Annotated in this window: 6 protein-coding genes; 5 read left to right on the top strand and 1 reads right to left on the bottom strand. The window is 73.4% G+C overall.

The window, feature by feature from the left end:
- Positions 1-87: 87 nt before the first annotated feature.
- Entirely contained in the window at positions 88-543 is a 456-nt protein-coding gene (locus ABD236_RS23950; RefSeq protein ID WP_344076587.1) for a hypothetical protein, read from the top strand.
- A gap of 5 nt (positions 544-548) precedes the next feature.
- Positions 549-2,378 (top strand): alpha/beta hydrolase, encoded by a 1,830-nt coding sequence (locus tag ABD236_RS23945; protein ID WP_344076585.1) that lies wholly within the window; start codon positions 549-551, stop codon positions 2,376-2,378.
- Between the two features lie 162 nt (positions 2,379-2,540).
- Here ABD236_RS23945 and ABD236_RS23940 read toward each other — a convergent pair whose 3' ends face one another.
- Positions 2,541-2,879, bottom strand: a complete 339-nt coding sequence (locus tag ABD236_RS23940; RefSeq protein WP_344076582.1) for a hypothetical protein — start codon at positions 2,877-2,879, stop codon at positions 2,541-2,543.
- 1,712 nt (positions 2,880-4,591) lie between these two features.
- On the opposite strand from ABD236_RS23940, the gene ABD236_RS23935 reads away from it, so the two are divergent.
- From ABD236_RS23935 to ABD236_RS23925, 3 genes are all read left to right on the top strand, one after another.
- Positions 4,592-5,800 (top strand): cytochrome P450, encoded by a 1,209-nt coding sequence (locus ABD236_RS23935; protein WP_344076580.1) that lies wholly within the window; start codon positions 4,592-4,594, stop codon positions 5,798-5,800.
- Between the two features lie 107 nt (positions 5,801-5,907).
- On the top strand, positions 5,908-7,263 hold the full coding sequence (locus tag ABD236_RS23930) for a serine hydrolase domain-containing protein (RefSeq protein WP_344076577.1): 1,356 nt from the start codon (positions 5,908-5,910) through the stop codon (positions 7,261-7,263).
- Positions 7,264-7,506: 243 nt separating this feature from the next.
- Positions 7,507-26,103, top strand: coding sequence for a non-ribosomal peptide synthetase (locus tag ABD236_RS23925; RefSeq protein WP_344076575.1), 18,597 nt, complete (start codon positions 7,507-7,509; stop codon positions 26,101-26,103).
- The last annotated feature ends 1 nt before the right edge of the window (position 26,104 follow it).

Here is a 26,104-nt window from a genome sequence, read left to right as displayed (position 1 = left end):
GATGCCGGAGGCCGCTCAGTAGTTGGGCGCGGCAAGAGGTACGACACGTCCCGGGACGGGTCCGGGGCACGGGGGAGGGAAGCGCGGATGGCGTGGGACGAGTGGGAACGGCTGAAGCAGGGCGCCGTACAGAGGCACGCGGGCCAGACTCGGCTCAACCACTATGACGACGGCGGCCCCACGTCGGCGACGAGCGGGGTCACCGGCGGCCTGCGGTCCAACCAGCAGGCGTGGATCAAGGCGAGCGAGGGCATCGCCGTACTGAAGGAAGGGCTGGACAAGGCCCTGACAGAGCTGGCCGACGGACAGCACGGGCTCGGCGCCACGGGATGTCTGACCGCGGGCGCCCAGAAGGACGTGTACGACTCCTGGACCCGGTACGCCCGGAGCGTGGACGAGCGCTGCGGCAGTGTCAGGGAGGCGCTGGAGAAGACCGGGCACGACCTCCTGGTGACCGACGAAGCGGTCAGGGGCGCGTTCGCCGCCATCGACGGCCGGTACGCCGACACGCATGCCGTCGGCGGCCAGGCGGCGGGTCGGTGAGGGCCATGGATCTCGCCACTCTCAACGCGCTGAACACCTCCGACTTCGTACGGGCGGCCGACGGCTACCGGGCGGCCAGCACCATGGCCGCCGCGGCCAAGGACCACATCGACAACACCGTCGCGGCGGGCATGCGCAGAGCGCTCAACGGCGCCGCCCGGGACGCCGCGCTGGCGGAGCTGAAGCAGCTGTCGGACAACTTCCACTACACGCAGATCGAGTGCGGTCTCGTGAGCACCGCGCTCAACGCCTTCGCCCACGACATGGAAGTGGCCCGCAGCAAGCTCCTGTCCGCGCTGGGCGACGCGGAAGCCCTCAAGTTCGCCGTCGGCGCCGACGGCAGCATCACCTACCCCGCCGGACAGGCGCGCAACGGCGTCGAGTTACCGCCCCCCGGCGGTACCGTCGCCGCCGGGGCGCCGCCCCAGGCAGCCGGTGCCCAGTCCGCCCTCGCCCGGCTGGCCCCCGACCCCAACCCCCACCGCGCCGAGGCGATCGCCCTGGCGGACCGCATCGCTGCCGCGCTCAAGGAGGCAACGGACGCGGACGCCACGTGGGAGCCGAGGATCCGGGCGCTGAAGGCCGACGACGACCTCACCGTCTCGGTGTACGACCTCGCCGACGCCCAGTCGGACATGAGGGGCGTACAGCAGGGCGGCCAGAGCTATCTGGATTCCGTCGGCGGACCACTCAAGGACGGCACCCCCGCACAGAACGCCGACTGGTGGAGGAGCCTCACCCCCCGAGCACAACAGGCATACCTCTCCACGCGCCCCGACGTCGTGGGCCGGCTGGACGGTCTGCCCGCCGAGGTGAGGGACGAGGCCAATCGGATGGTGCTGGACGAGAAGGAGGCGGAGTACCGGATCAGGCTGGCGCCGATACCCAAAGAGCCCGCCAACAAGACGACCATGCTGATGACCACCACCGGGCCCGTGTGGAGCACTACGGACGAGTGGTCGGAGTGGAACCGGAAGTACGGCGACGAGTACCGCCATCTGACGGGTTCCCTCAACGGCATGGAAGCCATCCGGAAGCGTTTCGACGCCACCGGAGCCGAAGGCCTGCCGGAGGCCTACCTCCTCGGCTTCAGCCCCGAGGGCCGCGGCCGCGCCATCGTCGCCACCGGAAACCCCGACACGGCGCAGCACCAAGCGGTGTACGTGCCGGGCACGGGATCCAGCCTGAACGGCATCGGGGGAGGCATCGACCGGATGACCGAGCTGTGGCGTCAGACCAGCCAGGCGGCGCCGGGTGCCTCGGTGTCCACGATCACCTGGCTGGGCTACGACGCTCCCCAGAGCCTTTTCAAGGACGCTCCTTTCCCGGGTTACGCCTACGACGGCGCACCGGCCTACCGCAAGTTCCTGGACGGTCTCGACGCCTCGTACACCAGCCCCGGGGAACCGCACCGCACGGCCATCGGCCACTCGTACGGCAGCACCCTCATCGGAGCCGCGGCCCAGAAGGGCGACCTCAACGCCGATGACGTCATCTTCGCCGGCAGTCCGGGCGTCAGAGTGGGCTCGGCCGAGCAACTGGACGTCCCCAAGGGGCACGTGTGGAACGAGGAGGCCGACGGTGACGACGTGCCCGACATCGGCCGTTTCGGTCATGGCGGCAGCCAGTGGAAGTACCGCGGGGGAGTGTTCCTCGTACCCAGTGACGACCAGTTCGGGGCCCACCAGATGAACACCCACGGCGAGGACGGCGGCTTCGGTCACTTCAAAGGGGCCCACGGCCACGGCGAGTACTGGGATCCGGGCACGACCTCCCTCAAGAACCAGGCACTGGTCGTCGTCGGCAGATACGCCGACGTCACCGCTGCCCACTAGCGCGGCGCGTCCACCGGGCGACGCCGTCACCCACCCACCCCCCGGGCATCGGTATCGAGGTCAGATCCGGTTGCTACCGGGTGCCCGAGGGGTGGACCGTCGAACACTGGTGATCCTCGGGCTGCCCCGCAGCACCTGCTCCGAGCGGAGAGAAGGTTGTACTCAGGATGCGTAGCGGTAGCGGGTGACTTCATGGGCTACTGCGCGCCCGTGGGCATAGGGTTCGCTGAGGTGAGCGGGGAGCGCAGTGCCGCGCGTGTAGCAGTATTCTATGACGCCCAGGGCAAATGCCTGTGTACGGGTGCTCGGGAATCCGGCCTCGCCCCAGCCATTCCAGTCATCCCAGCGCCACAGCCCTCCGATTGCGTACCGCCTATGTGCATCGGGCGTGAAGTGCATGCTCGCAGGCTGTTCCCGATCGTCACGATTTCCGATGATCTGCAGCACGGAGCCGTGCCAGGTACCCGCATACGCACCGGAATCGTGGTTGATGTCGTTCACGAGCTGGCGAACTGTGGCGTAACTGAGGGTGACGACTCCATGGGGGTCGGTCTCATCAGCGGCTATGCCGGGGTAGGGCCCGTGGGGGGTCCCGGCAATGGTGAACAGGCCGACGGTTTCGGGGGCGTTCGTCGCCTCACTCCTTGAGCGAACGGACATGCCACTTGCTTTCATGCCCCTCTGCTGGCGATGTGCACATAGCAGAGGGGGACATGGAAGGACGGACCTCGGTGTCTCAGGGGAGGTCGGTCCGGATGCTGGCCGAGAAGCGAAAACATCTCCTTGCCTGGGACGGTGAGACGTCCAGGGGCTCTACTGTCCCCCGCAGGCAGGTACTTGCTGTGTGCAGGCTATCACTTGACGTCCCAAGCGCCGCGCGATTGCACGAACACCGACGGTCCGGGCACGCGGCACGCAGCAACGCGACCTCCTCCCGTCCGGCGAACGAGAGGGAGCGCCGGAGGTGGTCGGGGCAAGACACGGCTGCACAACGCCAGCATGAGGAAACCTCCAGAAGGTGTCGCGACGACCGATTGAATCCGCCCGGTACCACTCCCGGCAATTCGCCTAGCTATGGGGCGAGTTGGTCGGCATTCAGTCCATGGGTGCCTTCGGTGCCGCGCGGACAACGCCGCCAGTGGGGGCTTTCGCGTGTCTCGCGGCCGGGAGACGCTTCAGGGCGCCCGGCGGACGCCGGCGAAGGAGGTGACGGCCCTCATCGGCCGGCCGACGAGCTTCGCAAGGCGATCGAGGCGCGGTTGGGTGTCTTGGTGTATGGCCGAAGTTGGACGGTGCCCGATGTGCAACCGGCGCACAACTGGCAGCTTCCGCGGGCGCGCAGTCCAGACAGGCAGAGCGCCGACCGCCGCTTTCACCAGTCCGCTGAGCGTCCATTCCCAGCCTTTCATCGCTTCGAACAGTAGTTGCACTGAGTGTGGTGAAAGAACTGGTCGGGCGTGTGGTGCTCCGTCAGGTTTCTTGATCGGGGCGGCGCCTGGAATGGCTTGTATATTTCGCTTTCGCGTGCAGACGCGTACAAGACCGTTTGTCTCCTCGGCGACAGGGCACCCGCATGGTCGGCGATTCGGCCATAGTGCTGTGTGCGCTGCAGCACCCCGCTGACATCGCCTGACGGTGATGTAAACACACCGTCAAGGAGTTTTCCGCTAGACTTCGGGGGGTTGCTTTGCGGTGACCGAGTGTGAAAACTATGGTCGAAGTGCCGCGGAAATGAAGCTGTTCAAGGGTCTGCGTCAGTCGATCCTGGGAAATCGCAGGGTGGCTGGTGGGTGCTCTCGATCCATTTCCGGGTGCCCGGGGCTCATTGCTGTCCGGCCAAGGGCCGGCAGGGCGCGCCGCGTGACCGTCACGCGGCGGCTTCGCCGAGGGGGGATTGTTGTGTCGGATTGGCGTGCGGTAATGAGGGCCTGCCGGGCAGGCCGGAAGCCGACCATCACGTCGTGCCGAGCATGTTGAGGCCCGGACAAAGTGGTCTGACCGCGATCGCACACGGCTGACTCTCCCGCAGCGGCGCTCCTCACGTGAGTAAACCGTTGCCATGTCTGTGTGTGCCAAGCCGCGCCCCGCTGCGCGCCGGCAGATCTGTTCGTCGCCGCCGCCCGGAGCCGCCCTCCGAACTGCTCACTTCCGTCGCATCCGGCCGCCTGCTATCGGCCCAGCCGCATTCGTGTGCCGTCAGCCGAGGAGACATCGTGCCCATCGACCAGACGAAGAGCGAAACCTTCCTGCTGGACGCGTTACCAGGTCGCTGGCGCGATCTGCGCGCGGCCGGGCCGGTGAGTCACGACGAGCGCCAGGGTGTCTGGCAAGTCGTCGACCACGAGACCGTCTCCGCGGTTCTCGCCGACCCGGCGACCTACTCCTCCGACCTCTCCTCCCTGGCCCCCACCCAGGAGGACTTCGCGACCTTCACCCAAGGCAACTTCGTCGGTATGGACCCGCCCGAGCACCGCAAGCTCCGCCAGCTGGTGAGTCAGGCATTCACCCCCCGTGTCGTGCAGGGACTCGAGCCCCGCATCGAAGCGATATGCGCCCGCCTGCTGGACGCCGTCGATGACCGGGACCGCTTCGACCTCGTAGACACCCTTACCTACCCGCTGCCCATCATCGTCATCGCGGAACTGCTCGGTATCCCGGCCGAGCAGCACCGCACCTTCCAGGATTGGGCGAGTGTGCTGTTCGGCGGCGACCAGCTGGGCGAAGCGCCCGACATGGCGGACCTGGAGCGGGCGCTGGAGGCCATCGCGCCCACCATCCGGGAGATGAACAGCTACATGCTGGACTACATACGCAACCGCCGGGCATCCCCTGGTGACGATCTCACCAGCAGACTCATCAGGGCCGAGGTGGACGGCGTCCGGCTCACCGACCAGGAGATGGTCGGCTTCGTGGCCCTGCTGCTGGTCGCCGGACACATCACCACCACCGCCTTGCTGGGCAACGCCGTGATCGCCTTCGACCGCCACCCCGGTACGGACGCCGCGCTGCGTGATGACCCCGACCGCATCCCCGCTGCCGTCGAGGAAGTGCTGCGTTGGCTGCCCCCCTTCCCCGAGCTGGGACGACGCCTTACCCGGCCGGTGGTCCTGGGAGGTCATGAACTGCCCGCCGACACGCTGCTGATGGCCCACCTGGGCGCAGCCAACCGCGACCCCGCGCGGTTTGAACGGCCGGACGAGTTCGACGTGAGCCGCAGGCCCAACCCGCACCTGACCTTCGGGCACGGCATCCACTTCTGCTTCGGTGCCCCCCTGGCCCGGTTGGAGGCCCGGATCGCCCTGCGTATGTTGCATGAACGATTTTGCTCCGTCGCGATCCCCTCGTATGACGACATCGTCACGCAGAACCCGGCAGTCATCATCGGCGTGCGCCATCTGCCGGTCGAGGTCGACAGGCCCTAGCCGCTCCGCTCACCCCGGCCGCGCGCCGGCCCGGCCCGGCCTTTCCGCCACCGGGCCGCAGGTACCCACCCGCGCACGACAAGCCCACGTCACTGGAGCACACTCCCATGCCGTACACCGTCCCCGCCGCCCGGGCCGCCGCCGGCGCGCCGACCCGACTCCGTGAGGAAATACAGAGCCGATTAGAGGCCCTTGCCGACACCCACCGTGTCCCCGGTGCCCAACTGGTCCTGGACACAGGCACGGAGACCCTCTCGCTGTACACCGGCACCGCCGATACGGCCACGGGCGTCCCGTTCACCGCTGACACGGCCGTGGCCCTCGGCTCGCTCACCAAGCCCTACACCGCGGCGCTCGTGTTGCTGCTCGCCGATGACGGTGACCTCGACCTCGACGAGCCCGTTGCCGCCCACCTGCCGGAGCTGTCCGGTCTGCCCGGGGTCACCGTCCGCCACCTGCTGAGCCACACGGGCGGACTGCCCACCGGACCCGACTCCGATGCGGCGTCCACGACCAACGGCTCTCGCTACCTGGCCGCGCTGTGCACTGCCGAGCAGGCACTGTTCCCGCCCGGTACCGACTTCTCCTACTCCAACGCCGGATACGTCGCCGCGGGGCGGCTCGTCGAGACGATCACCGGTATGCCCTGGCACGAGGCCGTCCGCACGCTCCTGCTCGACTCGCTGGGCACCAGGCCCGCCTTCATCGGCGACACCGCCGCCGCCCGCCCCACGGCCGCCGGGCACGCCGTCAACACGGCTACCGGGCAGGTGCGCCCCGTACGGCAGTACCTGGCACCGCTGGAGGCTCCCGCCGGTGCGTTGCTGGGCAGCGCCGCCGACCTGGCCGCGCTGGGCTCCGCCCTGGTGGGCCGCTCCCAAGTGCTGCCGCCTGCCGTCGCCAAGGAGATGCGGCGCGGGGAGAGCGGGGCCCGGCCCGGCGCGCTTGCCGACGGCTGGGGACTGGGCGTCGCCCTGTTCCGGCAGGGCGAGCGCGTGTGGTGCGGCCACGACGGCAACGCCCAGGGGACCTCGTGCCATCTGCGGGCCGACGCCGAGAGCGGCATGGTGGTGGCGTTCACGGGGAACGCGGGCGGGGCCACCGGCCTCTGGCGCGACCTCACCCGGGAGCTGGAGCGCGTGGCCGGTATACGGGTGCCGGCCACGGCCCGCCCCGCCACCGACCGGGGCCGTCCGGTCGCCCTGCCCGAGTGCCTGGGCACCTACCGCAACGGTGGCGTCGCCTACCGCGTCGCCGCCGGGCCCGACGGCTCACCGGTGCTGTCCATCGACGGCGATCTGTCCCTGCCGCTGGTCTGCTACCCCGACCTGACGTTCGATCTGCTCGATCCCGCCACCGGCCGCCCGGAGCCCGGCGGCCGCTTCCACCGGGACCCGGCCGGCGGCCGCGTCGAACGCGTGCAGGTGTCCGGCCGTACGGCGCGCCGCGTCGACGACTGTTGACGCCCCGGGACCCGGCCACCACCCGGTGGCCGGGAGTGCCCCGGGTCCGCACGCGAGGTGGCCCCCAGTAGGCAGGGTTCGCCTCGGTCGCCGGGCGGCGGCGTCAGCCCGTCGTGCTGCGGTGCGGTCGCTGGTGCCCCCGCTCCGCCGCCCGTCCCGTCGCGCCCCCGCAGGAGGGGCGCCTGTGCCCCCGCTCCCCGCTGGACACCCGCTCCGTACCTTGACCGCCAAAGGACTGGACCCATGACGGACCCGCACGACACGCCCTCGACCGCCCCGCGACCCCAGGGCGGCGACGCGGCACGACCGGCGGACACCGCGGCCCCGGCACTCTCACACCCGGCGCTGGAAGACCTGTTCGCGGACCAGGTGGCCCGCCGCTCCCAAGCCCCGGCTCTGACCGACGGCAGCCGCACCTGGACCTACCGCGAACTCGCCGAGCGCGTCGACCGGTTGGCCGGACACCTGATACGTCGGGGAGCGGGCCCGGACCAGGTGGTGGCCCTCATCCTGCCGCGCTCCATGGAACTGATCGCGGCCGAACTGGCCGTCGCGCGTGCGGGCGCCGCCTTCCTGCCGGTGGACCCGGGCTATCCCGCCGAGCGGCGGGCGCTGATGCTCACTGACGCCGCCCCCGTGGCGACGCTCGACGACCCCGGGGCGGTCGCCGCTCTGCTGGAGCACGGGGACGGCGCTCCCGCGGGCCCTGACGCCGCGCGCGGGGCCGGGCCCGACCGGGCCGCCTATGTGATCTATACGTCGGGATCGACCGGCATCCCGAAGGGCGTGACGGTCACCCACCGCGGCATCGGGGGGTTCACCGCCGCCGCGGTCGAGCGGTACGCCGTAGGTCCCGGCGACCGGGTGCTCCAGTTCTCTTCCCCCAGCTTCGATGCCTCCGTGCTGGAGCTGTTCGTCTCCGTCCTCACCGGCGCCACCCTCGTCGTCCCGCCGGACGGCCCCTGGCTCGGCGACGAGCTCGCCGCGGTCCTGGACGAGTACCGCATCACCCACACCCTCATCCCGCCGGCCGCGCTGGCGACGCTGCCCGCGCCCGACCGGGGCACCGGCCGTCATCTGCGCACGCTGATCGTGGGCGCCGAGGCATGCCCGGCGGGCCTCGTGGACCGCTGGGCCCCGGGCCGCCGCATGATCAACTCCTATGGCCCCACCGAGGCCACCATCGTCGCCACGTGGACCGGAGCGCTCACGGCGGGGCAGGGTACCCCGACGATCGGCGCGGCCCTGCCTCATACCCGCGCCCTGGTGCTCGACCCCGCGATGCGGCCCGTCCCGCCTGGCGCGGACGGCGAGCTGTACATCGGCGGCGACGCGGTGGCCCGTGGATACCTGCGCCGCCCGGGCCTGACGGCCGCCCGGTTCGTCGCCGACCCCGCCGGGCCGCCCGGCGCCCGCCTCTACCGGACCGGCGACCGGGTACGGCTGCGTCCGGACGGTGAACTCGACTACCTGGGGCGCCTCGACCGGCAGGTCAAGATCCGTGGGTTCCGCGTCGAGCCGGGCGAGATCGAGGCGGCGCTCGCGCGGCACCCCCTGGTCGGCGAAGCCGTCGTCGTGGTCCGCGAGGACGAGCCGGGCCGCCCTCGCCTGGTCGGCTATGCGACCCCCGCGGATTCCGGCGCGCGTCCCGACGCGCTGTCCCTGCGCGCCGCCCTCGCCGCCGTGCTCCCCGCTCACCTGGTGCCGTCCGCCGTGGTCGTCCTGGACCGGATGCCGCTCACGGCGCAGAACAAGACCGACCACGCCGCGCTGCCCGCGCCCGAACACGCCCCCCGCGCGGGCCGGGTGGCCCCGCGCACCCCGCAGGAGGAGGCTCTCCTCGCGGTCTGGGCGGACGCCCTGGGCGCCGACGGGATCGGCGTCACGGACGACTTTCTCGACCTGGGCGGTGACTCCATCCTCGCCGCGCGCGTCCTTGCTCGCATCCGCGAAGAACTGGGCGTGCGGCTGTCCGTCCGGGACGTCTTCACCGCGCGTACCGTCGAGGCGCTCGCCCCGCTGCTGGGCGACCCCTCCGCGGCCGCGCCCGCCGACGCCATCCCGGCCGCCCCGCGTCCCGGCCCCCTGCCGCTGTCCAGCGCCCAGCGCAGACTGTGGTTCCTCGATGACCTCGCCGACGGCGGCGGCGAGTACAACACCGGCTTCACCCTGCGCCTGCGCGGCCCACTGGACTCCGGCGCTCTGCACCGTGCCCTGCACCGCCTGGCCGCCCGGCACGACGCGCTGCGCACCACGTTCCGCACCGTCGACGGCCAGGGTGCCCAGCTCATCGCGGCGGAGCCGGACCTCCCGCTGCGCACCGCCGACCTCACCGAAGTCCCCGCGGCTCGCCGCGAAGAGACGGCCGAGCGCCTGCTCACCGAGGAGCTGCGCCGGCCGCACGACCTGGGCGCCGGGCCGCTCACCCGCGCCCTGCTGGTGCGGCTCGCCGACGCCGACCACCTGCTGTTGGTCGCCCAGCACCACATCGTGACCGACGGCTGGTCGGTGGGCATCCTCATCCGGGAACTGGCCGCGCTGTACCACGCCGAGACCACCGGCGAGGCGGACTCCCTCGGCCAACCGGCCGTGCAATACCCGGATTTCGCAGTCTGGGAGCAGCGCGGACGCGACGAGGACGCGGAACACCTGCGTTACTGGCGCAGGCACCTCGACGGCCTCCAGCAGTTGGAGCTGCCCACCGACCGGCCCCGCCCCGCCGTGCGCACCACCGCCGGTGCCGGCCACCGCCACCACCTGCCGCCCGCGCTGATGGCCCGGCTGCGCACCCTCGCCACCAGCCGTGGCACCACCGTCTTCACCGTGCTGGCCGGGGCGTGCGCGCTGCTGTTCGCGCGCTACTCGGGACAGCGGGACGTCGCTTTCGGGACGATCACGAACGGGCGCGGACGCCGCGACTTGGAGGACGTGGTCGGCTTCTTCGCCAACACCGTGGTGCTCCGCACCGAGGTGGACGAACGAGTCAGCGTCGACCGCTTCGTGGAGGGCATGCGCACCACCCTGCTGGACGCGTTCGCCCACGACGCGGTGCCCTTCGACCGCGTGGTCGAGGAGCTGGCGCCGCCTCGTGACCCGAGCCGCAACCCGCTGGCGCAGGTCCTCGTCGTGCAGCAGACCGCGACCGCCCCGGCCGCCCGTGTGGGCGGGGTGCTCTTCGACGACCACCCGCTGCCCAGGCCCGCCGCCCGCTTCGACCTGGTGCTGGAGTTCACCCCGGACGCGGACGACGGCTGCGTGCTGACCGCGGAGTACAACACCGACCTGTTCGAGGCGCGGACCGCGGCTCGCCTCTCCCGCCATCTGCACCGGCTGCTCGAGGCGATGGCCGACGGCCCGGGGCGGAACCTGGCCGAACTGCCCATGCTCTCCCCGGACGAGCAGCGCACCCTCGTCGACGCCTGGAATCCGCCGGTGGACGCGGACCGCGAGCGTGACGTCACCGCCCTGCCCGAGCTGTTCCGGGCCCAGGTCGAGCGCACCCCCGACCGGGTCGCCGTCATCCACGGCGCCGAACGGCTGACCTATGCCGAGGTCGAGCGCCGCGCGAATCGTCTGGCGTGGCGGCTCATCGCGCGGGGCGCGGGGCCGGAGACGCTGGTGGCGCTCTGTCTGCCGCGCACGGCCGAGCTCGTGGTCGTGCTGTGGGCGGTACTGAAGTCCGGTGCCGGGTATCTGCCCGTCGACCCCACCTACCCGGCCGACCGCATCCGGTTCATGCTGTCCGACGCCAGGCCCGCCCTCGTGCTCGCCACCACGGAGACCGCGGCGGCACTGCCCGACGACTGCGAGCCGCTGATCATCGGTGACGCCGAAGCCGACGCCGAAGCCGACGGGGACGAGGACGCGTCGGCGGACGCGTCGGCGGCCGTCACCGACGACGCCCGGATCCGCCCGCTGCTGCCCGACCACCCGGCGTACGTCATCTACACCTCCGGCTCGACCGGCCGCCCCAAGGGCGTCGTGGTCACCCACCGGACGGTGGCCGCCCTGGCGGCCTGGGCGTGTGGACGGTTCACCGGCCGCGGCGCGGCCCCGGTCATGGCCTCCACCTCCCTCAACTTCGACGTCTCCGTCTTCGAGCTGCTGTGCCCCCTGCTGGCCGGTGCGCAGGTGGAGGTGGTGGCCGACGCCACCGCCCTCGCCGACCCCGGGGTGCGCCGCGCCGGGCTGATCAGCGGGGTGCCGTCCGTGGTGTCCCGGCTGTTCGCCTCGGGTGCGGCGCCGGTGGTGGCCGACACGGTCGTCCTGGCCGGTGAGGCGCTGTCCGCGCAGACCGTGCGCGACCTGCGGGCTGCCCTGCCCTCCTGCGAGATCGCCAACATCTACGGCCCTACCGAGGCCACCGTGTACGCCACCGCCTGGTTCGCCGGGGACCGGTTACCCGACCAGGCGCCGCCCATCGGACGACCGGTGGCCCGCACCCGCGCCTACGTCCTGGACGCGCGACTGCGCCCCCAGCCGCCGGGCGTCACGGGAGAGCTGTACCTCGGCGGCGGCGGACTGGCCCGCGGCTATCTGCGCCGCCCCGGACTCACCGCCCAGCGGTTCGTCGCCGACCCGTTCGGCGCGCCCGGCGCGCGCATGTACCGCACCGGGGATCTCGTGCGCTGGAGCGCCGACGGCGAACTGGAGTACGTCGGCCGCACCGACCAGCAGGTCAAGGTGCGCGGCTTCCGCATCGAACTCGGCGAGGTGGAGGAGGCGTTGCGCCGCTGCCCCGGAGTCGCCGAGGCCGCGGTTTCCGTCGCCGACACCGACGGCACCCGGCGCCTGACCGGCTACGTCGTCCCCCTGCCCGGACAGCGGGTGGACCCGGAGTCCGCCCGCCGCGCGCTCGGGCGGACCCTGCCCGACTACATGGTCCCCGCCACCGTGCTGCTCCTGGAGGAGCTGCCGCTCAACCCCAACGGCAAAATCGACCGCGCCCGGCTGCCCCAGCCCGCCCCGGCCGCCCGCGCCGTACGCCACGTCGCGCCGCGCACCCCCACCGAGCGGCTGCTGGCCGACGTCTGGGCCGAGGTCCTGCGCGCCGATCGCGTCGGCGTCGACGACAACTTCTTCGAACTCGGCGGCGACTCGATCCTCAGTATCCAAGTGGTGGCGCGGGCCCGGCAGGAGGGTCTGACGGTCACCTCCCGGGACGTCTACCGCCACCAGACCGTCGCCGCGCTGGCCCGCTGCGCCGACAGCGCCGCCGGCTCGCGGAGCGCAGGGGCCGCGCCGGTGGAGCCCACCGGGCCCGCGCCCCTGACCCCGATCCAGCACTGGCTGTTCCGCGCGGATCCCGGCCGGGCCGGCCACTTCGCGCAGGCCCTTTCGGTGCTGCTGCCCGACGACCTCGACCCGGTGGCCCTCGAACGTGCGCTCAATGACCTCGTCGCCCACCACGACGCCCTTCGCTCCCGGTTCGAGACCGGGCCCGGCGCCACGCCCTCCTGGCACGTCACCGACGCGGGCGAGCGGATCACGCTGACCCGGCACACCGGACCCGACACCGACAGCCCGCACTTCGGTCCCTTCGACCTCGCGCGGGGACCGCTGCTGCGGGCCGTCCTCCACGACCGGGGCACCGGCCGCGCCCCCGTCCTGCACCTCGCGGTCCACCACCTGGTCGTGGACGGCGTGTCCTGGCGGGTGCTGCTGGAGGACCTGGACCGCGCCTACCGCGCCCGCAGGGGCGGCGCGGACGGCGCGGCGGCTCTGCCGCCCAAGTCCTCGCCGGTGCGGCAGTGGGCGCGGCGGCTGGCGGCGCACGCCGCCGCCGGCGGCTTCGATGACGAACGCGAGTACTGGGCGCAGGCGATCCCGCCGGAGGCCACCGCCCTGCCCATGGATCTGCCCGGCCCCGACACCTACGCCTCCACCCGTGCCGTCACCGTACGGCTGAGCGCCGAGGACACCGCCGTCCTGTTGCGCAGGCTGCCCGACACCTACCGCACCCGCGCCAATGACGTCCTGCTCGGCGCGCTCGGCCGGACCCTGTGCGCCTGGAGCGGGCGGGACCGGGTCGTGGTCGATGTCGAGGGCCACGGACGCGAGGAGCTCTTCGCCGACCTCGACCTCTCCCGTACCGTCGGCTGGTTCACCACCCGCCACCCCGTCGCCCTCACCGTCCCGACGAGCGCCTCCTGGGACGCCGTGCTCAAGCAGGTCAAGGAGCAGCTGCGGGCCGTGCCACGGCAGGGCGTCGGCCACGACGCCCTGCGCCACCTGGCCCCCCGGGCCGGCGACGAAGCCGCCCCGGCCGCCTCGCTGAGCTTCAACTACCTGGGCCGGATGGACGTCGAGGATGACCGCACGGGCCTGTACCGGGGCTCTTTCCGGCCGCTGGAGCTCGACGCCGACCCGGCGGCCCGGCGCCCCCACGCCCTGGAGGTCGTGGGCCGACTCGACGGCGAGGCACTGGAGTTCACCTGGTTCTACTCCGACCAGGTGCACCACGAGGCCACCGTCACCGCCCTCGCCCGCGGCTACGCCGACGCGCTGGCCGACCTCGCCCGCTACGCCGCCCGGCCGGACGCGGCCGGGCGCACTCCCGGCGACTTCCCGCTGGTGCCGCTCGACCAGAGGACCGTCGACCGCCTTGCCGGCGACGCCCCGGGCGCGGTTGAGGACATCCTGCCGCTCACGCCGACCCAGGCCGGAATGCTTTTCCACGGTCTCTCCCAGGACGACCGAGCGGTCTACTTCCAACAGCTGACGTTCGTCCTGGAAGGCGTGGACCGGCCGGACCTCCTGGCCGCGGCCTGGCAGGACGTCACCGATGCCACGGCGGTCCTGCGCGGCCAGGTGGTCTGGCAGGACGTGCCCGAGCCGTTGCTGGTCGTCCGGCGCGGCACGGTCGTGCCGGTGACCGGACTGGACTGGCGCGGGGCGGGCGAGGAGGAGGTCCGTGAGCGCCTGGACGCGCTGTTGCGCGAGGACCGCGAGCGGGGGTTCGACCTGGCCGACGGCCCGCTCCAGCGCCTGCTGCTCGCACGGGTCTCCGACAGCGCCGTTCGCGTCGTGTGGTCCTTCCACCACCTGCTGCTCGACGGCTGGAGCCTGTTCCAGGTGCTGTCGGACGTCTTCGCCCGGCACGCCGCCCTCGCCGGGAGGCCCGGCGCGCGGGCCCTGCCCGACCGGCGTCCCTGGCGGGACTACGTGGCGTGGCTGGGCGACCGCGACCGCGAGGAGGCCGAGACGTACTGGCGTGAACGGCTCGCCGGACTTGACGAGACGACGCCGCTGCCCTACGACCGGGAGCCCCGCGAGAACCACCGCGCCGAGTCCACCGCCGCCGTACGGGTCGCCGTGCCCGAGGCCGCCACCCGGGCCCTGGAGGAGCTGGCGCGGACCTCGGGCCTGACCCTCAACACCCTCGTGCAGGGCGCCTGGGCCATCCTGATGGCGCGTCAGTCAGGTCGCGCGGAGGCCGTGTTCGGTACCACGGTGTCGGGCCGTCCCGCCGAGCTGACCGGCGCGGAGTCGATGACCGGGCTGTTCATCACGACGCTGCCCACCCGGGTCGCCGTCGCGGCCGAAGGCAGCCTGCGCGAGTGGCTGCGCTCGCTCCAGCGCGACCAGAGCGAGGACCGCCGGCACGACCACCTGCCGCTCAACCGGCTGAAGACGCTCACCGAACTCCCCGAGCGCTCCTCCTTGTTCGACAGCATCGTCGTCTTCGAGAACTACCCGGTGGACGAGACCCTGGCCGCTGCCCACGGCCTTGCCCTGAGCGACCTGGACGGCATCGAGACCACCAACTACCCGCTTGCACTCGTCGCCTACCCGGGCAGTGAGCTGACGCTGCGGCTCGGCTATGACCCCGAGCTGTTCGACGCCGCGACCGTAGGGCGGCTCGGTGAGTATCTGACCGTCCTGCTCACCGAGATGGCCGCCGACCCGGATCGGGCTCCCGCCCGGATACCGCTGCTGACGGCCGAGCGCCGCACCCAAGTCCTGCACACCTGGAACGGCACAGCCACCGATCTCGCGGAGACCACAGTCGCCGGCCTCTTCGCCGCGCAGGTCGCGCGCACCCCCGACGCCATCGCCCTGGACACCGCTGACGCCGCGCTGACCTATCGCGAACTGGACGCCCGGGCCGCCGAGCTGGCCGGGCGCCTCGCGGACCTGGGAGTGTGCGACGAACGGCCCGTCGCCGTGCTCATGGAGCGGTCCACGGACCTGATCGTCACCCAGCTGGCGCTGGTGCGCGCCGGCGGGGTGTACGTACCGCTGGACGGCAGGGCACCTCACGAACGGCTGCGCCGCATGCTCGCCGAGGCCGGTGCCGAGCTGCTGCTCACCGACGCCGCGTGGGAGGAGACCGCCCGCGAGCTGCTGCCCGGCGATGGCGTGCGCCGTGTGGACGAGGGGGCGGGGAGGCGGGGGAGCGGCACGTGCGCCGACGTCCGCCTCCACCCCGACCACGTCCAGTACCTGATGTTCACCTCCGGCTCCACCGGCGTCCCCAAGGGCGTCGCGGTCCGCCAGCGCGATGTCGCCTCGCTCGCCCGCGACCGGGCCTTCGCCGGACACGAGCGGGTCCTCGTGCACTCCCCGCACGCCTTCGACGCCGCCACCTACGAGGTGTGGGTGCCGCTGCTGCGTGGCGGCACCGCGGTCCTGGCCCCACCGGCCGACCTGGACGCCGCCGCGGTCCGCCACGCGCTCACCGAACGCGGCGTCACCCACCTGTGGCTGACGGCCGGGCTGTTCCGGCTGCTCGCCCAGGAGGACCCCACCTGTCTGCGCGGCGCCCGCGAGGTGTGGACGGGCGGTGAGGCCGTCCCCGGCGCCGTCGTCCGTCGGGTGCTGGAGGCGTGCCCCGGTCTCACCGTCGTCGACGGCTACGGGCCGACCGAGACCACCACCTTCGCCACCCGGCGGCCCTTCCGCGCCGGGGACCCGCTGCCCGCCGTGCTGCCCATCGGCCGCCCCCTCGACAACACCCGCGCCTACGTCCTGGACGACGCCCTCCAGCCGCAGCCGCCCGGCATCCCCGGCGAGCTGTACCTCGCGGGCGCCGGTCTGGCCCGCGGCTATGCCGGCCGGCCCGGAGCCACCGCCGCCCGCTACCTCGCGGACCCCTTCGGCCCCGCCGGATCGCGGATGTACCGCACCGGGGACATCGTGCGCTGGAGCGCGGACGGCGAACTGCACTTCGTGGGTCGCGCCGACGACCAGATCAAGATCCGCGGCTTCCGCGTCGAACCCGCCGAGATCGAGGCGCGGCTTACCGCGCACCCCGCCGTCGCCGAAGCGGTCGTCACGCCGTACGTGGGAAGCGCCGACGGACGCAAGCGGCTGGCCGCCCACCTCGTCCCGGCCGATGGCGCCGCCCTGCCCGACGTGGCAGAGCTGCGCGCCCACCTCGCCGCCGACCTCCCCGACTACATGCTGCCCGCCGCGTTCGTACCGGTGCCCCGGCTGCCGCTGACCGCCAACGGCAAGGTGGACCGTCGGCGGCTGCCCGAGCCCGACTGGTCGGCGGGTGGCGACAGCGCCTACCGGGCCCCCGCCACCGACACCGAGCGCGTCCTGGCCGGGATCTGGGCCGAGCTGCTGGGCAGCGAACGCGTCGGCGTCGACGACAACTTCTTCATGCTCGGCGGCGACTCCATCCTGAGCATCCAGGTCGTCTCCCGCGCCCGTGCCGCCGGTCTCGCCCTCACCCCCCGCGACCTGTTCCGGCACCCCACGGTGGCCCGGCTCGCGGCGGCCACCGGCAGCGCCGCACCGGTCCGCGGCACCGAACCGGTCCGGGGCGAGGTCCCGCTGACCCCGATCCAGCACTGGTTCCTCGACCCGTTGCGCGACCGGCCCGGCGTGTTCGACCAGTGCGTCTGGGTGGAGACCGCGCCGGGCACCGACCCGGATTGCGTGCGCCGCGCGCTGGACGCCCTGTGGACCCACCACGACGCCCTGCGCTCCCGTTTCACCCGTACCGGCGACGACGCCTGGCATCAGGAGGTCATCGCCGCCGACGTGCCCGCCCCCGGCCTGCTGACGGTGTGCCCCCTGGACGGCCTGGACCCCGAGGAGGCACGGCGGGCGGAGGCGGACGCCGCCGCCGAGGCGCACGCGTCTCTCGGCGACGGCACCGGCCCGCTGCTCACCGCCCGCCTGTTCACCGACGGCGCCGGCCCCGCCCGCCTGCTGCTCGTCGTCCACCACCTGGTCATCGACGGCGTCTCCTGGCGGATCCTCCTGGAGGACCTGGAGACCGCCTACCGGCAGGCCCTGGCCGGCGAGCCGGTGCGGCTGCCCGGCCGCACCACCTCCGTACGGGAGTGGGCGCGCCGCCTGGCCGACCACACCGTCGCCGGCGGCTTCGCGGACGAGCTCGCCCACTGGACCCGCGCTGCCGGCCATTGCGCGCGCCCGCTGCCCCAGGACGCCGACGGCGGCAACGCCACGGCCGATGCCCGCGAGGTCACCGTACGACTGGACCGGCGGCGTACCGACGAACTGCTGCGCCGGGTTCCCGCCGTCTACCGCACCCGCATCGACGACGTCCTGCTCACCGCGCTGGGCCGGGTCCTGGCCGACTGGACCGGGCACGACACCGTCGCCGTGGCGCTGGAGGGACACGGCCGCGAGGACCAGCTGTTCGAGGACGTCGACCTGTCCCGCACGGTCGGCTGGTTCACCACGCTGTTCCCCCTCGCCCTCACCGTTCCCGCAGGGGCCTGGGGCGGTGCCCTGAAGGCCGTCAAGGAGCAGCTGCGGGCCGTGCCCGGACGCGGCATCGGCTACGGCGCCCTGCGCCACCTCGCCCGCGACCCCCGCCTGGCTGCCGCGCCCATGCCCGGGATCAGCTTCAACTACCTGGGCCGTTTCGACTGGTCGGCCGACGACGCCGCCTTGGTGCGCGCCGTTCCCGGCGGCCTCGGCGGCGCCGACGCACCCGAGTCCGAACGCCCCCACCTGCTGGACGTGATCGCCCGCGTCGAGGACGGGCACCTGCGGATCAGCTGGTACTACAGCCGCGCCCGGCACCACGAGAGCACCGTCACCGCGCTCGCCGACGCCATGCTGCACGCCCTGGAGGAGGTCCTCGCCCACTGCGCCCGACCGGACGCGGGCGGCCGTACGCCGTCGGACTTCCCGCTCGCCCGCCTCGACCAGAGCGCGGTCGACCGGCTGGCCGGAGACGGACGCACGGTCGAGGACGTCCTGCCGCTGAGCCCGATGCAGTCCGGGATGCTGTTCCACAGCCTGCTGGAGCCCGACGGGCGCACGTACGTCAACCAGGTGCAGCTGGTGCTGGCCGGCGTGACCGACAGCGACGCCCTCGCCGAGGCATGGCAGCGGACCGTGGACGCCAACCCTGTGCTGCGCTCGCACCCGGCCTGGCAGGACAGCGCCGAACCCGTCCAGGTGATCCGGTACCGGGCGGCCCTGCCGGTCGCCCAGCACGACTGGACCGGCAGGTCCGCAGACCGGTGCGCGGCCGACCTCGACCGGCTCGTCGAGCAGGACCGGGAGGCGGGCATCGACCTCTCCGACGCGCCGCTGATGCGGATCACCCTGATCCGGCTGGCTCCCGACCGCGTACGCCTTGTGTGGACCTTCCACCACATCCTGCTGGACGGCTGGAGCGCCGCCCAGGTCTTCGACGAGGTGTGCGAGCGGTACGCGGCGCTCACCGCCGGGCGTCCCGCCCAGCTGCCCGCGCGGCGGCCCTTCGCCGACTACCTGGCCTGGCTCGCCGGGCAGGACACCTCCGAGGCCGAACAGTACTGGCGGGCCACCCTCGCCGGGTTCCGCGCCCCGACCGAGCTGCCGTGCGACCGCCGCGTCACCGAGGCGCACCGCGCCAGCTCCTCCGGCACGGTACGGATGACGCTCGACGGCAAGGTGTCCGCACAACTGCGCGAGACGGCCCAGCAGGCCGGGCTCACCGTCAACACGATGCTCCAAGGCGCGTGGGCGCTGCTGCTGTCCCGCTACGGCGGCGGGGACGACGTGGTGTTCGGCACCACGGTCTCGGGCCGCCCGGCCGAACTGCCGGGCGTCACCGCCATGGTGGGCCTGTTCATCAACACCCTGCCCACCCGCGCCCGCGTCGACGGGCAGCGCCGCCTGCTGGACTGGCTGCGCGAGCTCCAGTCCGCCCAGTCCGAATCCCGGCGCCACGACTTCGTCTCCCTGGCGCAGCTGGGCACCTGGAGCGACGTGCCCGGCGGCACCCAGCTGTTCGACTCCATCGTCGTGTTCGAGAACTATCCCTTCGACGAGGCCGCCCTCGCCCGGCACGGCCTGTCCATGGAGACGGAACGGGACCTGGAGCCCACCAACTACCCGCTCAGTGTGGTCGTCGCCCCCGGGGACGCCCTTGACGTCAGCCTCGACTACGACCCGGCGGCCTTCGACGCCTCCACCGTCGAGGGCCTGGGGGAGAGCCTGCGCACCCTGCTCACCGCCATGGCCACCGCACCCGGCACAGCCACGCTGGCGGACCTGCCGCTCACCGCGGCCGAGCGGGGCCGCGAACTGCTCGACCGGTTCGGCGGCGCCGGCACCGCCGCCCCCCAGGACACCCTGCCCGGGGCGTTCGCCCGCCAGGCGGCCCGCATGCCCGACGCGCCGGCCGTCCGCCACGGCGCGGACCAGCTCACCTACCGCGAACTCGACGAGCGCTCCAACCGGCTGGCCCGGCTGCTCATCGACGCGGGCGCGGGCCCCGAGCAGTACGTCGCGCTCGCCCTGCCCCGGACCGCCGACCTCGTCGTGGCCCTCCTCGCCGTCCTGAAGAGCGGGGCGGCCTATCTGCCGGTCGACCCCGGGTACCCGGCCGAGCGCATCGCATTCCTCTTCGACGACGTCACACCGCTGGCGGTCGTCACCGCCACCACGACGCAGGAGCGTCTGCCACGCGGGGCGGCCACCCGGATCGTCCTGGACGACCCGCGCTGCGCCGAACGGCTCGCCGCCGCCTCCGCCCTGCCGGTCGGCGACGGCGATCGGCGCGCCCCCCTGCTGCCCGCGCACCCCGCCTATGTCATCCACACCTCCGGCTCGACCGGCCGCCCCAAGGGTGTCGTCGTCGCGCACGCCTCGGTGCTCGCCCTGACCGACTGGGCAGCGGCCGAGTTCACCGGCCGGGGCCTGGCACACGTCGTGGCCTCCACCTCGCTCAACTTCGACGTGTCGGTCTTCGAGATCTTCTCGCCCCTGATGTCCGGCGGCTGCGTCGAGGTCGTCCGCGACCTTCTGGCCCTGGCGGAGCGGCCGGAGCCGTGGCGGGCCGGATTGCTCAGCGCGGTGCCCTCCGCCCTGGGCCGGCTGCTGGCGGAGGACACCGTGCACGTCGCAGCCGACACCGTGGTGCTCGCGGGGGAGGGGCTGCCCGCCCGGACCGTACGGCAGGTACGGGCCGCCGTCCCCGGCTGCGAGGTGCGCAACATCTACGGCCCCACCGAAGCCACCGTCTACGCCACCGCCTTCACCTGCGACCCCGCGGACCCCGACCGGGACCCGCCGATCGGGCGGCCGCTCGGTGGCGCCCGCGCCTATGTGCTGGACGAACGGATGCGGCCGGTGCCCGTCGGCGCGCCCGGTGAGCTCTACCTCTCCGGGACCGGCGTGGCCCGCGGCTACCTGCGCCGCCCCGGGCTGACCGCCTCCCGCTTCCTTGCCGACCCCTTCGGGCCGCCCGGGGGGCGCATGTACCGCACCGGCGACCGGGCCCGCTGGACCGCCGACGGCGACATCGTCTACCTGGGCCGGGCTGACGACCAGGTCAAGGTGCGCGGCTTCCGTATCGAACTCGGCGAGGTCGAAGCGGCCCTGACCCGCCACCCGGCCGTGGCCGCCGCCGCGGCCCGCGTGGTCGAACACGACGGCCACCGCCGTCTGATCGGCTACGCGGTCCCCGCCGGGGACGGCGCGTGGGACCCGGCGGAGCTGCGTGCCTTCCTCGCCGGCACCCTCCCCGACCACCTGGTGCCCGCCCTGGTGGTGCCCCTGGACCGGCTCCCGCTCGGGGCCACCGGCAAGCTCGACCGCCGGGCCCTGCCCGACCCGGAGTGGACCACCGGCGCGAGCCCCGGCCGACCGCCCGCCACCGCGGCCGAGCAAACCCTCGCGGCCATCTGGTGCGAGGTGCTCGGCCTGCCCGAAGTCGGCGCCGACGACAACTACTTCATGCTCGGCGGCGACTCGGTCCTCGGCATCCAGATCGTCTCCGCCGCTCGCCGGGCCGGACTCGCCCTGACCCCGCGCCACCTGTTCACCCACCAGACTCTCGCCGAACTCGCCGGCGCCGCCCAGGAGGTGCCCGCCTCGGCGGTCGTCGCCGAACAGGGCCCGGTGGTGGGGGAGAGCCCGCTCACCCCGGTGCAGCACTGGCTGCTGGACACCCTTCCCGGCGACCCGTCCCACTTCAGCCAGGCCGTCGCGTACGAACTGGCGGACGGCATCGACACGTCACTGCTGCGGTCCGCCTTGGCCGCCGTCCTGGAACGGCACGACGCGCTGCGGATGCGCTTCGACCAGGGCCCGGACGGGGCGTGGCGGCAATACGGCACCCCGCCCGGCGAGGCCCCGTACCTGGAGGTCCACGACCAGCCCTACGCCCCCGGCGCCGCCGACCGGCTGGCCCACGGCTTCGACCTGGCGAACGGGCCGCTCCTGCGGGCCGCGCTGTACCGGGGCGGGGCAGGAGACCGGCCGGTACTGCTGCTCGCGGCCCACCACCTGGTCGTGGACGCGGTGTCCTGGCGGCTGATCCTGGAGGACCTCGACGTCGCCTACGCTGCGCTGCGCGCCGGAGAAGACCCCCACCCCACGCCCAAGAGCACTTCCTTCCAAGCCTGGGCGCAGCGGCTGCGCGCGCACACGGCGGCGGGCGGCTTCGACGACGAGGCGGCGCACTGGCGCTCCCAGCGCGTCGCGGACCCGCTACCGGTGGACCACCCGGGCGGAGCCAACACCGCCGAGCAGGAGGAGACCGTGTTCGCGGGCCTCGACGCCGAGGACACCCGGCGGCTGCTCCAGGACGTCCCGGACGTCTACCGCACCCGCGTCAACGACGTGCTCCTGTACGCCCTGGGGCGGGTGCTGGCCCGCTGGAGCGGGCGCGACCGGGTGGCCGTGGCCGTGGAGGGGCACGGACGCGAGGACCTCTTCGCCGACGCCGACCTCTCCCGTACCGTCGGCTGGTTCACCAGCCTGTACCCGGTCCTCCTGGACGTGCCACAGGGTGCCGGCACGGGCAGCGTGCTCAAGGCCGTCAAGGAGAGCCTGCGGGCCGTGCCGAGGGGCGGGATCGGCTACGGGGCCCTGCGCCACCTGCACCCGACAGCCGGGCGCGACCTGCCGGACCTGCCGGAGGTCACCTTCAACTACCTGGGCCGCCAGGACGGGCGGATGCCGTCCGGCGGGCTGCTGCGCGCCCCCCGTGGCGGCCTCACCGGCGGCATGGACCGCTCGGCCGGCCGGCCGAGCCTCCTCGACGTGCTGGGGCGGGTGAGCGAGGGCAGGCTGGAGTTCGCTTGGTCGTACTCACGGGACCTGCACCGCCGCGAGACCGTCGAACGGCTCGCCGGCGAGCTGGCGCAGGAGCTGCGAGCCCTGGTGGAGCACTGCGCCGAGCCGGGTGCGGGCGGGCGCACCCCCTCCGACTTCCCGCTCGCTCCGCTCGACCAGGCGGGCGTCGACCGCGTCGCCGGCAGTGGCCGGGACGTGGAGGACGTGTACCCGCTCACCCCCACGCAGACCGGCATGGTCGTGCACGGCATGGACGAGGCCGCCCACGGTCTGTACGTCGAGCAGATCACCTTCGTCGTGGACGGGGCCAACGACACGGACCTGCTCGCCGCGGCATGGCAGCACGTCGTCGACCACACCCCGGTCCTGCGCACCGCTGTCGTCCTCGCCGGCGTCCCCGTACCGCTGCAGAGCGTCCACCGCCGCGCGGTCGTGCCGGTCACCCGGCACGACTGGAGCGCCCTGCCCGAGGAACGCCGCCCGGCCGCCCTGGAAGAACTCTTGAGGGAGGAGCAGGCTCGAGGTATCGCGCTCGACCGGCCGCCGCTGCTGCGCCTGGCCCTGGTCCGGCTGGGCGACGACACGATACGCGTGGTGTGGACGTTCCACCACGTCCTGCTGGACGGCTGGAGTGTCTTCCACGTCCTGGGTGACGTGCTGGCCGCCCACGCGGCGCTCGCCCGCGGGGAGCAGCCCCGCCTGCCCGAACGCCGTCCGTTCGCCGACTACGCCGCCCACCTCGCCCGCCGCGACACCGCCGGCGCCCGGGACCACTGGCGCGGTGCCCTGGCCGACCTGGCCGCCCCGACCCCGCTGCCCTACGACCGCAGGCCCGCTCCCGAGACCACCGCCCGCTGCGACACCTGGCTGTCCGAACGGCTCGACGCCCGACGGACGGCGGCTTTGCAGGAATTCGCCCGCCGCCACCGGCTCACCCTCAACACCCTCGTCCAAGGCGCGTGGGCCCTGCTGCTGTCCCGCTGGAGCGGCACACCGGACGTCTGCTTCGGCACCACCGTCTCGGGCCGCCCCTCCGACCTGCCCGGCGCGGACACCATCACCGGCCTGTTCATCACCACCCTGCCCGCCCGCACCCGTATCGATGGCGACGCCGGCATCGCCCCCTGGCTGCGCGCCCTGCAGGAGGCGCGCGCGGAGGACCGCCGCTTCGACCACATACCCCTCAACGAGCTGCACGCCCTCACCCAACTGCCGCCCGGCTCGGCGATGTTCGACAGCCTGGTGGTGTTCGAAAACTATCCGGTCGGGGACGCCACTGCCGGTGCGCACGGTCTGACCCTGCGAGACCTGGACGCCCGCGAAGCCACCAACTACCCGCTCACCGTGGTCGTCTCGCCCGGGGACCGGCTCGCCGTCGAACTCGGCTACGACCCGCGCCACTTCGACGCGGACACCGCACGCTCCCTCGCCGCCCAGCTGCTGCACACCCTGGACGCGCTGGCCGCCACTGACGGCACCACCCGCCTGGACCACCTGGACACGCTGCCGCCACGGGAGCGCGCCCGGCTCCTGGGCGGACCGGTGCGCCCGGCGGCGGACCCGGTACCCCCGGCGACCCTGCCCGCCCTGATCGAGGCGGCCGTGGATCGGTGGCCTGGGGATCCCGCGCTCAGCGATCCCGGCCGGCTGCTGACCTTCGCCGAGGCGGAGACGCGCGCCAACCGCCTCGCCCACCGGCTGATCGCCCGGGGCGCCGGGCCCGGCGACCTCGTGGCGCTGCTGCTGCCCCGCTCGCTCGACATGGTGCTGGCCCAGCTCGCCGTGGCCAAGACGGGCGCCGCCTTCCTGCCGGTGGACCCCGCCTACCCGGACGAGCGGATCACGCTCATGCTGCGCGACGCCGCCCCCGTGCTCACCCTGGACGCCAAGGAGGTCGCCGCGCTGCTGGCCGACCCGGCCGACGACGGTCCCGGCCACCGGCCCACCGACGCCGACCGCAGCCGCCCGCTCGATCTGGACGACCCCGCCTACGTCATCTACACCTCCGGCTCCACCGGAACCCCCAAGGGTGTCGTCGTCACCCAGCGCGGGATCGCCGCGTTCGCCGCCGCCGAGGCCGCCCACTACCAGGTGGGCGAGGGGGACCGGGTGCTGGCCTTCGCCACACCCAGCTTCGACGCCTCGGTGCTGGAGCTGTGCGCGTCCCTGCCGCACGGCGCCCGTCTGGTGGTGCCCGAACCCGGGCCGCTGCTCGGCGAGGCCCTGGCCCAGGTCCTGCGCGCCGAGCGCATCACCCACACCCTGCTGCCCCCGGCCGCGCTCGCCACCCTGCCGTCCGGCACGCCCGGCACCCTCACGGACCTGAAGACGCTGATCGTGGGCGCCGACACGTGCGGCGCCGACCTGGTCGCCCGCTGGGCCCCGCACCACCGCATGGTCAACTCCTATGGCCCCACCGAGGCCACCGTCGTGGCCACCTGGTCCGCGCCCCTGTGCCCGGACGGAGCCGCCCCGCCGATCGGCCGCCCGCTGCCCGCCACCGGCGCCTACGTCCTCGACGCCCGGCTGCGGCCGGTTCCCGACGGGGTACCTGGCGAACTCTGGCTCAGCGGACCGGCTCTGGCGCGCGGCTACCTCGGCCGGCCCGGCCTGACCGCCGCCCGTTTCACCGCCGACCCCTACGGGCCGCCCGGCACCCGCATGTACCGCACCGGCGACCTCGTGCGCCGCGACCGCCGGGGCGAACTGCACTACCTGGGCCGCACCGACCACCAGCTCAAGCTGCGTGGCCACCGCATCGAGGCAGGCGAGGTCGAGACCGTTCTCACGCGCCACCCGGACGTCCTGGACGCGGTGGTGAGCGTCCGCGAGGACGAACCGGGCCTGCCCCGGCTCGTCGCCCACCTGCTCACGGCGCCCGGAGCCGCGCCCGTGGCGGAGACGGAACTGCGCGCCCTCACCGCGCGGTCGCTGCCCGGCTACATGGTGCCGACGGCCTTCGTCTGCCTGGACCGCTTTCCCGTCACTGAGAACGGCAAGACCGACCGGGCCGCCCTGCCCGCGCCGGCCCCCGCCGCCGCACCGCCGTCCGCGCACGTGGCGCCCCGCACCCCCGTCGAGGAGGCGGTGGCCGGTCTGTGGGAGGAGGCCCTCGGCACGACCGTGGGCGTCGAGGACGACTACTTCCTGCTCGGCGGCGACTCGATACGCGCCCTGCTCATCGCCTCCCGCACCAACGACCTGTTCGGGGTGGACCTCACCCCGCGCGACGTGCTGGTCTCGCGCACCGTCGCCGCCCTGGCGGAACTGGTGGAGGACCACGTGCTCAGCCAACTCGAAGACGCCGCCCAGGGCGGCCCCGACCACGACGAACGGTGAG

This window comes from Streptomyces crystallinus (assembly GCF_039521265.1).
GTDB classification, from domain to species: Bacteria; Actinomycetota; Actinomycetes; order Streptomycetales; family Streptomycetaceae; genus Streptomyces; species Streptomyces crystallinus.
The sequence above is the reverse complement of the archived record's forward strand: the minus strand, read 5'-3'. Positions and strand labels throughout refer to the sequence as shown.